At 65.3% G+C, this 12,129-nt stretch carries 14 protein-coding genes and 1 pseudogene; 7 read left to right on the forward strand and 8 right to left on the reverse strand.

The features are described from left to right. Nucleotides 1–55: 55 nt before the first annotated feature. Nucleotides 56–328 (reverse strand): DUF2277 domain-containing protein, encoded by a 273-nt coding sequence (locus ACVWY0_RS11915; protein ID WP_485836879.1) that lies wholly within the window; start codon nt 326–328, stop codon nt 56–58. A gap of 236 nt (nt 329–564) precedes the next feature. Between ACVWY0_RS11915 and ACVWY0_RS11920 the strand changes: the two genes are divergently transcribed. Next, on the forward strand, nt 565–828 hold the full coding sequence (locus tag ACVWY0_RS11920) for a WXG100 family type VII secretion target (RefSeq protein WP_485836880.1): 264 nt from the start codon (nt 565–567) through the stop codon (nt 826–828). A gap of 170 nt (nt 829–998) precedes the next feature. Here ACVWY0_RS11920 and ACVWY0_RS11925 read toward each other — a convergent pair whose 3' ends face one another. Then, on the reverse strand, nt 999–2,003 hold the full coding sequence (locus tag ACVWY0_RS11925) for an EamA family transporter (protein WP_485836881.1): 1,005 nt from the start codon (nt 2,001–2,003) through the stop codon (nt 999–1,001). A gap of 71 nt (nt 2,004–2,074) precedes the next feature. Between ACVWY0_RS11925 and ACVWY0_RS11930 the strand changes: the two genes are divergently transcribed. Beyond that, complete coding sequence (locus ACVWY0_RS11930; protein WP_485836882.1) at nt 2,075–2,620, forward strand: CGNR zinc finger domain-containing protein; 546 nt, start codon at nt 2,075–2,077, stop codon at nt 2,618–2,620. Here ACVWY0_RS11930 and ACVWY0_RS11935 read toward each other — a convergent pair. The 3 genes from ACVWY0_RS11935 to ACVWY0_RS11945 all read right to left on the reverse strand — a co-directional run bounded on the left by ACVWY0_RS11935 (nt 2,617) and on the right by ACVWY0_RS11945 (nt 5,064). Beyond that, complete coding sequence (locus ACVWY0_RS11935) at nt 2,617–2,988, reverse strand: hypothetical protein (protein WP_058930682.1); 372 nt, start codon at nt 2,986–2,988, stop codon at nt 2,617–2,619. The two genes, ACVWY0_RS11930 and ACVWY0_RS11935, sit on opposite strands and share 4 nt — an antisense overlap. Before the next feature lie 107 nt (nt 2,989–3,095). Then, nucleotides 3,096–3,686, reverse strand: coding sequence for a hypothetical protein (locus tag ACVWY0_RS11940; protein WP_485836883.1), 591 nt, complete (start codon nt 3,684–3,686; stop codon nt 3,096–3,098). Between the two features lie 25 nt (nt 3,687–3,711). After that, nucleotides 3,712–5,064: an MATE family efflux transporter gene (locus ACVWY0_RS11945; protein WP_485836884.1), complete on the reverse strand. Its 1,353-nt coding sequence runs from the start codon at nt 5,062–5,064 to the stop codon at nt 3,712–3,714. A gap of 128 nt (nt 5,065–5,192) precedes the next feature. Here ACVWY0_RS11945 and ACVWY0_RS11950 point away from each other — a divergent pair, with 128 nt between their 5' ends. Next, a complete protein-coding gene (locus ACVWY0_RS11950) occupies nt 5,193–5,627 on the forward strand; it encodes a DoxX family protein (protein ID WP_485836885.1) in 435 nt (144 codons plus the stop codon). A 96-nt stretch (nt 5,628–5,723) separates the two neighbouring features. Here the strand turns inward: ACVWY0_RS11950 and aztD are convergent, their stop codons facing one another. After that, nucleotides 5,724–6,779 carry a zinc metallochaperone AztD gene (gene aztD / locus ACVWY0_RS11955; RefSeq protein ID WP_485836886.1) on the reverse strand — a complete coding sequence of 352 codons (1,056 nt, stop codon included), beginning with the start codon at nt 6,777–6,779 and terminating at the stop codon, nt 5,724–5,726. Between the two features lie 334 nt (nt 6,780–7,113). On the opposite strand from aztD, the pseudogene ACVWY0_RS11960 reads away from it, so the two are divergent. Both ACVWY0_RS11960 and ACVWY0_RS11965 read left to right on the forward strand, forming a co-directional pair. Continuing rightward, nucleotides 7,114–7,416, forward strand: a pseudogene (locus ACVWY0_RS11960) (rhamnogalacturonan lyase family protein); the annotation flags it as partial. A gap of 128 nt (nt 7,417–7,544) precedes the next feature. Further along, the gene (locus ACVWY0_RS11965) at nt 7,545–8,513 is read left to right on the forward strand and encodes an acyl-CoA thioesterase (RefSeq protein WP_485836887.1); all 969 of its coding nucleotides are present in this window, start codon (nt 7,545–7,547) and stop codon (nt 8,511–8,513) included. Nucleotides 8,514–8,566: 53 nt separating this feature from the next. Here the strand turns inward: ACVWY0_RS11965 and dnaB are convergent, their stop codons facing one another. Beyond that, nucleotides 8,567–9,949, reverse strand: a complete 1,383-nt coding sequence (gene dnaB / locus ACVWY0_RS11970; protein ID WP_485836888.1) for a replicative DNA helicase — start codon at nt 9,947–9,949, stop codon at nt 8,567–8,569. Nucleotides 9,950–10,638: 689 nt separating this feature from the next. On the opposite strand from dnaB, the gene ACVWY0_RS11975 reads away from it, so the two are divergent. Further along, nucleotides 10,639–11,094, forward strand: a complete 456-nt coding sequence (locus ACVWY0_RS11975; RefSeq protein ID WP_485836889.1) for a hypothetical protein — start codon at nt 10,639–10,641, stop codon at nt 11,092–11,094. A gap of 2 nt (nt 11,095–11,096) precedes the next feature. Continuing rightward, nucleotides 11,097–11,669 (forward strand): hypothetical protein, encoded by a 573-nt coding sequence (locus tag ACVWY0_RS11980; RefSeq protein WP_485836890.1) that lies wholly within the window; start codon nt 11,097–11,099, stop codon nt 11,667–11,669. Between the two features lie 67 nt (nt 11,670–11,736). Here ACVWY0_RS11980 and ACVWY0_RS11985 read toward each other — a convergent pair whose 3' ends face one another. Continuing rightward, nucleotides 11,737–12,117: a TFIIB-type zinc ribbon-containing protein gene (locus tag ACVWY0_RS11985; protein ID WP_485836891.1), complete on the reverse strand. Its 381-nt coding sequence runs from the start codon at nt 12,115–12,117 to the stop codon at nt 11,737–11,739. Between the last annotated feature and the right edge of the window lie 12 nt (nt 12,118–12,129).

Consider the following 12,129-nt stretch of genomic DNA (forward strand, 5'->3'; position numbering starts at 1 on the left):
GTTATGGACGTTCAAAACGACTGTTGGCGCTACTTACTTTGAGGGGAAGCGCCGCTCAGGCGGTGCTGAAGCGCACGGCCGCGCGGGCCCTGGCCTTAGCGGCCTCTTCGTCCCGGTGTTTGGCGGGAGCGTGGGTGACCAGCGAATCCAGCAGGTGTTGGGTGATGTGGGCGATCTCGTGCACCGCCGCTTCGAAGGCGTCCTCGTTGGCCTTGGACGGCTTGGTGCTGCCGCTGACCTTGCGCACATACTGCAGCGCGGCGGCATGCACTTCCTCAGAGGTGGCATGGGGTTCGAAATTGTGGAGGGTTCGGATGTTCCGGCACATATGCCCATGCTAGGCTCTGGAACGCCTCGGATCGACCCCCAGCCCACCGGTGATCGAGCTTGTCGAGATTCAACCACCGGGAGCTGTGGCCCATGGGGAGTGGTGCATGGGCAGCGGTGCCCATCGACAGTGATTTGGGGCCGGGATAGGTTCTAGGTAATGGATCTTCCGGATGAGCCGGGGGCCGCTGGGGATGCCGATCTGGATCGGATCCAAGACTAACGAGGAGAAAACTGATGGCTATGTGGGGCGCAGATGTAGAACAGCTCAGGACTCTTGGCAGCAAGCTGCAGGCCGGTGCCGGCGAGATCGAGCAGCAGAGGTCCAACCTGACCCGCGTGCTGGACAGCACCAACTGGAAGGGCCCGGACGCCGACCACTTCCGCGGCGAATGGGCGGGCACGCACACGGCGGCGCTGAACCAGGTCATCCAGGCGCTGAAGGACGCGGGCCAGAAGGCCACCAAGAACGCCAGCGAGCAGGACCAGGCTTCACGCTAACCGCAGAAGCCCTACTGCGGGGGCCCGGACACTGCACAGTGTCCGGGCCCCCGCGGCATTTAACGGCGGGTGCTCAACGAATGGGAGGCACAACGGCGGGGCGACGGCGGTGCCCCGGCCTGTGGCACCTGCCCTTTAGGGCAAGTCCTTCAGGGCAAGGCTGCCGGCACTCAGGGCACCGGCTCGACGTCGTTCGCGTGGTCCAGCGGGGCTGGCGCACCGACAGTTGCAGCGGCTGTGCCGGAGCGCAGCTCGTCCAGCCGGACCAGAACCACCCCGCCGACAATGAGGACGCCGCCCAGGAGTTGGATGGCGCCGGGCAGCTCACCCAGAAGCAGCCAGGCCCAGGTCACGGCGAACAGCACTTCGGTCAGCGAGACGAAGGATGCAACCTTGGAGCCAAGGGCGCGGGCAGCGACAATGCCGGAAACGTACGCGAGGACTGTTGCCAGGATGACCAGGCCACCCAGGGAGACCCACCAGGGTGTGATCCAGGGGCCGAGCCTGGTATCCGCGGTGCTGAAGGCCATGGGAAGCAGTCCCGTGGCGGCCGCCAGCCACATAACGGCTGCCCCCACCAGCAGCCCGGCGGACGCCAGGACGATGGGCGGCAGGGAATCATTCTCCTTGGCCGTGATGAAGAAGTAGATGGCAAGGCATACGGCAGCGGCCACCCCCCACAGGACCCCGATGATGTCGATCTTGACCGTTCCGGTGAGGTCCAGGACGAGGACCAGGCCGCCGAGCGACAGCACTGTTCCGCCGAAGGTCAGCGCCCGTGGCCGCTTCTTGCTGGCTCCCCATAGCCAAAGGACGATGAGGACGGGAGCCAGGTATTCAAGCAACAGCGCTACGCCCACGGACAGGCGGGCTACCGCGTTGAAGTAAAACAGCTGGCACGCGGCCACGCCGATCAGGCCGAATAGACCGATGGTGACCCAGTTGTCGCGCAGCTGGTACCACCGTCCGCGCAAAGCCAGAACGGCAGGAACGGCGAGAATCAGCGCGGCACCGGTCAGGCGGGCCGTTACGGCAGCGCCCGGGGACCAGCCGGTTTCCAGGAGCGCTTTGGCGAAGGAGCCGGAGAGCCCGAAGACGGCAGAAGAGAACAACGCGATTCCAAGGCCGGAGCCAAGGAATCCGCCCGCGGCTGCGGGGTTAGGGGCGGCAGTCACCGACGCCTCCTGTCAGGAGTAAAGTGGGGTAATGGTCCTGACATTACGCCCGACCTCAGTAAGGAGTCAAGATGGTCTTTGCCCCTGACACCGAAATAGCCCTGCGCGCCGTCGTCAACCTGATCAACACCGCCGCCAACGGACGCGAATCACTCGCCACGGTGGCGGACCTCGATGACTTCCTTCAGTCCGAGGGGTTCAGTGGAGCCCGCGCCGGCGATGCGGCGGAGCTGTCGAGTGTCCACGAACTGCGCGGGCAGCTTGCCGCCCTCTGGACTGCAGACGAAGACTCTGCTGTGGCGGGCGTCAACCGCCTGTTGCGCGAGGCCAACGCACTCCCCCAGCTGATGAAGCACGATGAGTGGGACTGGCATCTGCACGCCACTGCCAGGGACGCGCCGCTGGCAGAGCGAATGGGCACCGAAGCCGCCATGGCCCTGGCGGACGTCATCCGGAGCAAGGAGATGGACCGCATGCTCGTGTGCGAGGCCGAGGACTGCGATGCCGTGGTCCTGGACCTCAGCCGCAACCGGTCGAAACGGTACTGCGACACCGGGAACTGCGCCAACCGCGCGCACGTGGCAGCGTACCGCGCGCGGCAGGCTACCGTTCGCTAGGAGTGGCTGGAGCCGGTACCGTCAGCGTCCGGAGTCTCAGGGGCGCCGCCGGCCTGGCTGGGGCCGTGTCCCCCGAATCCGTGCGAGGGTTTCCGGGCTGAACTCAGGTTTACGCCGGATCCCTTGCCAAGGTGTTCGGAGTTCTCCTTGTGGCTCATGGCCAGCATGGCCGCGATCACCAGCGTGACGATGAACGCAATGCCGGCGCCGGTGAAGGCGAGGTCGAACCGCGGGGTCTTCGAGCTGCCGCCGGAGGCGAAGATCAGCACCGTAACGAAGGCGAGGACGGCCCAGAACGCAGAGAACATCAGCGGCCCCTTCACCGAGGTCCGCAGCTTGCGCGGTTTTCCTGGTTTCTGGTCTGCCAAGGTAGTTCCTCTCCTACAGCCATGCCGAAGGGCGTGCTGGTTCGAATGTGTGTGTGGGGTTGTTCCGGGCGCGTTTTCTACGCCGGGTAGAACCTTTCGCTTCTAGTTTACGGCTTCGCGGAGGCGGGCCGGGAATCGTGCCATAGAGTCAGCCCCGACAGGACCCAGAGCACACCGGAGATGATGGCTCCGCCACCGGCGACGCCCAGCAGGGCATGGGCTCCGAGGCTGATGAAGAACGGCAGGATCGCCGCGGTACCAAGCCCGATGATGCCCGAGGCCAGCCAGTCGCGGGCAAGCACGTGCCTGCCGCGATACTTGAGGCCGCAGTACAGCTCCACGGCTCCGGCCAGGCCAAGTCCCACTGCCGCAACGACGCCGAAGACGCGGTCCCCGTGAAGCAGCGCCAAGGCAACACCGGCGCCTGCCAGGGCGGCCCCTGCAGCGGAGAGGATTTTGCCGGGCATGCCGTCACGCGCGTAGCCGGTCTTCGGGATGGCCCAGAGCAGCAGCAGGCCCGTGACCAGCAGATACAGCCCGCCCGCCCAACCCATGACCTGGACCGATGGTCCGGCCCAGAAAATGGTCACGGCGCCGAACACCAGTGCGGCCACGGCCCGGAGCAGAACCGGCTTCCACAGGTCTGCCTGCTGGGCGGTGCCGGCGGGAGCATCTGTGGGCGTCAGTGGTTGGTTCACCGGTCCAGTTTAGTGGCCGCCAGCCCTATGGCGAACCCAGCACCATCCAGCGGTCCGACCGGGCGCGCAGGCCCAGCGTCAGCGCCCTGGCTGCCATATACCCCAGCGCAAAGGCGGCCCACAGCCACACGAGGCCTGCAGCGGCGGACATGCCGGAGACAGCAACGGCCACGAGCATGGGGACGTAGACAGCGAGGTTGACCACGCCCGCCAGCGCCAGGTACTTGGCGTCTCCGGCGCCGATCAGCACGCCGTCCAGGACAAAAACATAACCGGCAAGAGGCTGACCGGCGGCCAGGATCCACAGGGCGTAGGTCAGCACGGACTGGACGCCGGCGTCGGAAGTGAACAGCGCCCCTGCCCAGGGCGCCGCGACGGCCAGCAGGGCTCCCGTGACCACGCCGAATCCGATACCCCAGCGGATCATGGTCCGGGTCAGGTGCCGTGCCCTGACGGCGTTGGAGGCGCCCAGTTCCTTGCCGATCAGGGCCTGGGCGGCGATGGCAAGGGCATCGAGGGCAAAGGCGAGGAACGAGAAGATGGTCATGGCCAGCTGGTGCGCGGCCAGGTTGACGGCACCTTGCCCCGTGACCACAAATACCGTGGCCAGGATGGCGATGCGCAGGCTCAGCGTCCGGAGCATAAGCCACGAACCGACCCGGGTCATCGCGCGGATGCCGCTCCAGTCGGGCCACAGGCTGATGCCGTGCCGGGCGGCATTGCGCTGGACCATCACCAGATAGACGGCCGCCATGGCCCATTGCGCCACGCTGGTGCCTGCCGCCGAGCCTGCAACGGACCAGTCCAGCCCGTAGACCAGCCACAGGTTGAGGACAATATTCAGGGCAAAGCCTGCGGTGGCCACGAGCAGCGGCGTCCTGGTGTCCTGCAATCCGCGCAGGACGCCGGTGCCCGCGAAGATGAGCAGCATGGCCACCAGGCCGGGCATGGACCAGCGGAGATAGTCAGCAGCGAACGAGCGAACGTCACCCTCCGCCCCCATCAGGGCCACCAGCGGTTCAGCGGCCCAGAAGCCGGCCACCGCCAGAATTATGCCGAGCAGAAGAGCCAGCCAGACGCCGTCGCGCCCTGCGGCTAGTGCCCTGCCCAGCTGGCCGTGTCCCATCGCGCGGGCCACCGCCGGGGTGGTGGAGTAAGCGAGGAAAACCATCAGGCCGACGGCGGTGTGCAGCACGGCGGAGGCGAGCCCCACGCCGGCCAGCTGGGCCACGCCGAGATGGCCCACAATGGCCGAATCCGCGAGCAGGAACAGCGGTTCGGCGATCAGTGCGCCGAACGCCGGAACGGCGAGCCGCAGGATTTCCCGGGCATGGCTGGCGGGACGCTGGACGGCAGCGGGGGCGGATTGGTTGGGCACAGTTTCAGCCTAACGGCCGGAACCGACCACCTGGCGGCCCTGCTTCCGTGACGCCGGAAGTCATGACAAAGGACACAACGGTGGACGGTTAGTTGACACTTCAACTAACGATGACACAGACTCGACTTATGAATCAGTCACGCCTCACCACCACCGCCATCACCGTCCTGCGCGTCATCCTCGGCTTCCTCTTCACCGCCCACGGCTGGCAGAAGTTCAACGAATGGACCATCGCCGGCACCCAGGCCGCGTTCACCCAGATGGGCGTTCCGGCAGCCAATGTGTCAGCGCCCTTCGTCGCAGGCCTCGAATTGGCTGGCGGCATTGCCCTCATCCTGGGCGTACTCACCCGCGTGGTAGCCGCCCTGCTGGCCGTCAATATGATCGGCGCCTTCTTCCTGGTGCATGCCTCGGCAGGAGTTTTCGCCGACAAGGGCGGGTACGAACTGGTGCTGCTCCTGGGCGCTGCCGCCCTGGCACTCGCACTCACCGGAGCCGGCCGCGTGTCCGTGGACCGCGTCCTGTTCGCCCGCAAGGGCGCCAAGCTGGCAGTCCTCGCCTAAGCGGACTCCTCTTCAACGAGCAATGCCCGACGGCGGACAGGCACCCAGGTGCCGGTCCGCCGTCGGGCTTTTAACGTCTTTGCCGTGGCCGGAGCGTCAGCCGGTCACCCCGGTCAGTTCGTTGGGCACGTGGTCCAGGTCCGTGCTGTTGATGATTTTCCCGGATTTGAGATCCACGGCATGGATCCTGGAAGCCGCCGGTTCTGTGACGTAGGCGGTTGAACCCTGGACAAACAGGGTAGGGCGGGGATCCTGCCAGGCATCCGGCTCCGTCCAGGCGCCAACCACGGAAATGGCAGCGGTCTCCTCGCCCGTCGTCGGATCAATCACATGAAGCGCCCCGTCTGTGCCCAGCACCAGAGCCTCCCCGCCCGGACCGCGGCCCAGGGAACGGAAGGAATAGCTGGCGCCCAGGTCCACCAGCTGCAGGGTCCCGGCGTCGATGTTGACCAGCGAGATCCGGGTGGGCCGCTCCAGGTCGGCGTCCCTGTCCACCTTGTAATCGCCGAGGATCACGGGAGATACGTGACTTCCGGCCTGGTTGCCCATGCGGCCGTACGGGTCAGGGCTTGCAACCTTGGTGAAGGCGCCGTTGCGGTAGACCAGCATGCCGTCCTCACAGCCCACCACCACGGTTTCATGGCCCGCCACTGCCTCACCATGCACGCCGGGGCATTCCTCGTTGCGGAGCAGTTCACCGCGTCCCTGCCCGCCGCCATTTTCCGGCGCGCTCAGCAGCGCCAGGCCAGTGCGGCCCTCCTCGTTCCCGAGGGTGACCAGCAGCTTCCCATCCTCCAGCGCGATGGCGACGCCGTGGTGGGCTTCGGGAGCGGTGTAGGTGCTGGTCTCGGGCAGGCCGGCCTTGAGTGCGTCAGTCAGCGCGGCCGGATCAAAGACCTCCACCTTCCCTGAACCGTCATTGAACAGCACTGTCTTCCCGGCGTGGTTGACCACGTGGCCGGCCTTGCTGGCGCTGAAGGCCCGGTCCGTCAGCCGAGGTGCGGCGGCATAGGAGTGCCCATGGTCGCCGTGCGCCTCGGTCCACACACCTGCATCGAAGACGCGGAAGGAATCTCCGGTGGCCACCAGAACGTGCCGGCCGTCGCCCGCCGGGCTGAGGCGGTTGAAGCCTTCCAGCGGCACTTCCTCCACGGGCTTCAGCGTCTTCGCGTCAAGAACCGTGATGCCCGCGTCGTGGGTCAGGACCAGCCGAGGGGTGGGGGCCTGGCCTTCCTTCGCCTGCCTGCTGTGGCAGAGGCGGAAGTGCCGGCCGATTCAGGGTCTGCGCCCTGCGACGGTCCAGAGCCCGCGCCCGGAGCTGCCCCGCACGCCGTGAGGAGCAGTGCCGAAACCGCGAGAACTGCCGTGAGAGCCTGCGGATAAGTGCGCATATGGCCGGGATGTGAGTGAGTTTTTATCATATCGCTAACGATAGTCATTATCAATAGTGAGGCAAATTGGATGACCTCGACTGCGTCATGGCGGGACGGCGGCCGGAACGAAGTCGAACAACAGCACCAAGGGAACCCCGGCCATCCAGGCCGATCTTCTCGGTGACTGGCATGAGGAAATTGCGTGGCCGTCGTCGGACAGCACCGAACTGCGGATCTACACCACCACCGTCGGTACTGATGTCCGGCTCCGCACACTGATGCATGATCCTGTGTACCGGCAGTCGGTTGCGCGCGAGAACATCGCCTACAACCAGCCGCCGCACCCCAGCTTCTTCATTGGGGTGGGCATGGAACTGCCTGCGCAGCCGGATATCACCTACGCCGGCGCAAAGTAGCCGCCAGCAGCCAGCAATCCACAGACAGAACTGCCCTGTCCGCCACAATAAGGCGGGCGGGGCAGTTCCTGTTGCATATATGTCAGCCCCGACCCTCCGGTAACACAACGTCTCAGTAAGATCGCAGCATGACTGAGACCGCCGCCAATTCCGTAACCCTCCGCTTCCTGGCTGCCCCCACGGATGTGGGCCACAGCGGCTCGGTAGATGCGGGGACCGTCCTCGAATGGGTGGACAAGGCTGCCTACGCTGCCGCCGTGGGCTGGGCCAAGTCCTACTGCGTCACCGCCTACGTGGGCAACATCCACTTCGCGGACCCGGTGAACAGCGGCGACATGGTGGAGGTGGAGGCCACCATCGTCTACACGGGACGCTCCTCCATGCACATCCGGACCGTCGTCTCGTCAAACGATCCCAAGGGCGGGCCTGCCACGATGCGCAGCCAGTGCATGGTGATCTTTGTGGCGGTCGGCGACAACGGCAAGCCGATACCCGTCAAACAGTTCGAACCGGTCACGGCCGCGGAGATCGAACAGCGGGACCACGCCCTGGCGCGGATCAAGGTCCGTGAACGGATCGTCGAAGCCATGAACGCCCAGGAATATACCGACGCCGGGACCGCCGAACGCGTGACGCTGCGGTTCGTGGCCGCCCCCACGGACGTGAACTGGGGCGGGAAAGTGCACGGCGGCATCGTGATGAAGTGGATCGACGAAGCCGCCTACGTCTGCGCGTCCCGCTACTGCGGCATGGACACCGTGGCGGTATTCTCCGGTGGCGTGCGCTTCTACCGGCCCCTGCTGATCGGCCATGTGGTGGAGGTCGAGGCCAGGCTGGTCTACACCGGGACCAAAGGCATGCACATCGCCGTACACGTGCGCTCCGGAGATCCGAAGGGCAAGGAACTGAATCTCACCACGTATTGCCTCACAGTGATGGTGGCGCGCGACGCCGACGGCAACTCGGTGCCCGTCACCGGCTGGGTGCCGGTCTCGGCGGAGGACAAACGCCTGCATACCCACGCCCGCGAACTGCTCGAAATCCGTGGGACCGCCCCGGGGAACCGGCTGCCCAACCACCTGCTGGGGCAGGGCTAAGACAAGGGATCCACCTGCTGGAGCAGGGCTCAGCCAGCCGGGCGGGAACGACCCTAGAAGCCGCTGCCTCCGGCGTCGGCCGCCATGTTGGCGAACCGCGAGTAGTGACCCTGGAATGCCACCACAATGTCCTTGGTGGGGCCGTTACGGTGCTTGGCGATCAGGATGTCCGCCTCGCCTGCGCGCGGGGATTCCTTGTCATAGACGTCCTCACGGTGCAGCAGGATGACCATGTCCGCATCCTGCTCGATGGAGCCGGATTCGCGGAGGTCAGAGACCATGGGCCGCTTGTCCTGGCGCTGCTCGGAGCCACGGTTGAGCTGCGACAGGGCGATGACCGGAACCTGGAGTTCCTTGGCCAGCAGCTTCAGCGCACGGGAGAACTCGGAGACTTCCTGCTGGCGTGACTCCACTTTCTTGCCGGAGCTCATGAGCTGCAGGTAATCCAGGATCACGAGCTTCAGGTCATGCTGCTGCTTGAGGCGGCGGCACTTGGCCCTGATTTCCATCAGCGACATGTTCGGACTGTCATCGATGAAGAGCGGGGCATCATTCATCCGGCCCATGGTGGTGGCGATCTTGGACCATTGCTCGTCCTTGATGGTGCCCTTGCGAAGGTCCTGCAGGCCGATGGTTGCCTCGGCGGACAACAGGCGCATGGCGATTTCGTTCCGGCCCATTTCGAGCGAGAACATGACCGTGGCCAGGTTGTTCTTGATGGCCGCCGAGCGGGCGAAGTCCAGGGCAAACGTTGACTTACCCACTGCCGGACGGGCGGCAATAACGATCATCTGCCCCGGGTGCAGTCCATGGGTGAGTTCATCGAGTTCGTAGAACCCCGTGGGCACACCGGTCATGCCTTCCCCGCGGTGTCCGGACGCTTCGATCTCGTCCACCGTGGCTTCCATGACGTCCTTGAGGACCACATAGTCCTCTGCTGTGCGCCGTTCCGCCACGGCGTAAACCTCGGCCTGTGCCTGGTTGACCAGGTCCTCCACCTCGCCGTCGGAGCCGTATCCCAGCTGGACGATCTTGGTGCCTGCGTTGACGAGCCGGCGCAGAACGGCGCGCTCTGCCACAATTTCGGCGTAGTAGCCGGCATTGGCGGCCGTGGGGACAGTCTGGATGAGCTCGTGCAAGTAGGCGGGTCCGCCGATCCGGTTGATCTCCGCGCGCTTGGTCAGTTCGTCCGAGACGGTAACCGCATCCGCCGGCTCGCCGCGGCCGTAGAGGTCGATGATCGCCTCGTAGATGGTCTCGTGGGCAGGCCGGTAGAAGTCCTGGCCGCGGAGGATTTCCACAACGTCCGCGATGGCGTCCTTGGACAGCATCATGCCGCCGAGGACGGACTGCTCAGCGGGAATGTCCTGTGGTGGCTTACGGCTGCCTTCTGATCCGCGGGTACCCTCGATCGAGTCCAGGTGAGTTACTGACAAAGCTGCCGTCCTCCATAGTGTGCCGCGACTTGAGGCGGCGAGTAAGTCATTCACCTGCCGGGTGCCATCCTGCGGGACCTCCACGGGACGGCATACATTCAGGTCTATCAGCGGCCTCCGACAATTAAGCCCGGCGGCCCGATTGAAGCCTCCGCAACGTTGAGTCTGCGCAACGCGCGTGGGAGTTATCCCCATGTTCCGCAAGTTATCCACAGAAAGCGCCGCAGCAGCCGGACCGAAGTCCTTCCACTGCTGCGACAGCACATGTCCGCGACGGCGTCATCTCGCCCCAAAAGCAGGTATCCCGCAACGGTAGCCGCCACCGCCCCAGCGTCCAAGCCCACCAACCCGGAGGGCTGTGGATAACCTGTGCACTAAGGGGCATAGCTTGTGCACAGCCTGTGGGTGAACCTGTGGAAACAAAAAAACTTTTGCCGTATATAGGCGTCTGACCTGCGAAAACGTTCATCGAGGATGTGGACTAAATTCTTTTTTTCTCAACCTTCATCCACAGCTTGCGGCGCGGCGCTGTTGAAAGATCCGGCTTTCCGAGTGTCTCCACCGGCGATTCATGCCCGCTTGGTGATACGCTGCACACCGCCAGCCATCTTTTGACGCCACAGCGAATCGACTGTATGCAACGGCAGGAATGTGCTGTGGATAACGGGCATCTGGCATAAGCTCTGACTATGGGCGATGTACTGATGGTGTTTCTGCCGGCCGGCGTGTTGGCGGCAATAATCTGGGCATTTACGACGGCCCTCAGACCCCGTAATTCCGGGACGTCCGACGCCGAGAAGTACCAGCAGGACCTGGCGAGGCGCTCTGCGGAGCACTATGCCGAGCAGGTACGCGTGGCAACAGCCGTGCGTGCCCGCCTGGAAGCCAACACCCGGCCCAGCCAGAACGAACAGCAGCAATCGCAGCAGGAAGACCATGCCCGGACAGCACGGCGCGGGCAGTCCGGAGCGGGTGCCGGCCAGTATGGCTATGCGGCGCTCCCCGGCGGGATTCTGGACCCTCAGCTGGCCATGCAGTTGCAGACAATGGCGCACGACGGGCACAAGATCCAGGCCATCAAACTCCTCCGCCAGGCAACCCAAACGGACCTGGCGACAGCCAAAAAGTATGTAGATCGGCTTTAGAAATGGAATCGCTCGTGATCCCCGTTATCATCCTCGCGGTCGTGGCCGCCGGTGTCGCATTGGCTGCCCGGGCGGTCAGCAGGCGGCAGGCGGCCATCAAGCAGTCCGGCACGGCCCCTGCGCCGGATCCGATTGAGGTGGCCCGCCGGGCCGCCGCCAAGCTCTCTGAGGACCAGCACCGCAGGTTGTACGCGCTGATTGCCCAGGGACAGGCGATGGCGGCCATCAAGCTGTACTACGAGGCCACAGGAGAAGGACTGCGGGCATCCCGGGACGCGGTGGGGGCGTTGGCCGCCCACCCGCAGGCCTACCGCAGCCCTGCCGCTGAAGCGGCGGAGGCAGAGCCCGACGATGACGACACGCCCCAGCGGTTCCCCTACCGCTACCGCGCCATTGCCAGCAAGGGCGATGTGACGCGTGAGGTCAGCAGCAACATGCTCAACGACGAGATCTACGGCCGCATCCGCACGCTGGCGCGCAGTGGCGACACCGAAGGCGCCGCCACTGCCCTGACCAAGCACTCGGACATCTCCATGAAGCAGGCACGCGAGTTCATCGCCCTCCTGGACGACTAGGGCACCTGGGCGGCTACGCTCCTGGACCCCAGGGCTCTCAGCCACGGCACAGTGCCCCGTCCGGCTGTCAGAAGTCGAAGATGTCTCCCAGCCAGCCTTCCTTCTTTTTGGGCCGCCGGCGCTCGTGGTCGCGGTCATACCCCGGCTTGTCGTACTTCCGGTCGTCGTAGCGCGGCTGGTCGTAACGGGGCTGCTCGTACCGCGGCTGCTCGCGGCGGGGTTCAAAGTTCGGATACAGCGGGGGCGGAACCGGGGCAGCGACAGGCGCCGCGGCCGCCGGGCGCGCCGGCGTAGGAGCGCGGCCGTCCATAGCGTCGTTGGCGCGGTCGATGATCTTGTCCAGCTCACCGCGGTCCAGCCAGACGCCGCGGCACTGCGGGCAGTAGTCGATCTCGACGCCGCTGCGTTCGCTCATGATCAGGTCAATTGAATCCACAGGACACTTCATGTTCCGGTCAAC

It is taken from the genome of Arthrobacter sp. UYNi723 (genome assembly GCF_054057635.1).

Bases quoted from the DNA above. Each gene is read 5' to 3' on its own strand.
- ACVWY0_RS11915 (WP_485836879.1), bottom strand. From the start codon at position 328: ATGTGCCGGAACATCCGAACCCTCCACAATTTCGAACCCCATGCCACC.
- ACVWY0_RS11920 (WP_485836880.1), top strand. From the start codon at position 565: ATGGCTATGTGGGGCGCAGATGTAGAACAGCTCAGGACTCTTGGCAGC.
- ACVWY0_RS11930 (WP_485836882.1), top strand. From the start codon at position 2,075: ATGGTCTTTGCCCCTGACACCGAAATAGCCCTGCGCGCCGTCGTCAAC.
- ACVWY0_RS11950 (WP_485836885.1), top strand. From the start codon at position 5,193: ATGAATCAGTCACGCCTCACCACCACCGCCATCACCGTCCTGCGCGTC.
- ACVWY0_RS11965 (WP_485836887.1), top strand. From the start codon at position 7,545: ATGACTGAGACCGCCGCCAATTCCGTAACCCTCCGCTTCCTGGCTGCC.
- ACVWY0_RS11975 (WP_485836889.1), top strand. From the start codon at position 10,639: ATGGGCGATGTACTGATGGTGTTTCTGCCGGCCGGCGTGTTGGCGGCA.
- ACVWY0_RS11980 (WP_485836890.1), top strand. From the start codon at position 11,097: ATGGAATCGCTCGTGATCCCCGTTATCATCCTCGCGGTCGTGGCCGCC.
- ACVWY0_RS11985 (WP_485836891.1), bottom strand. From the start codon at position 12,117: ATGAAGTGTCCTGTGGATTCAATTGACCTGATCATGAGCGAACGCAGC.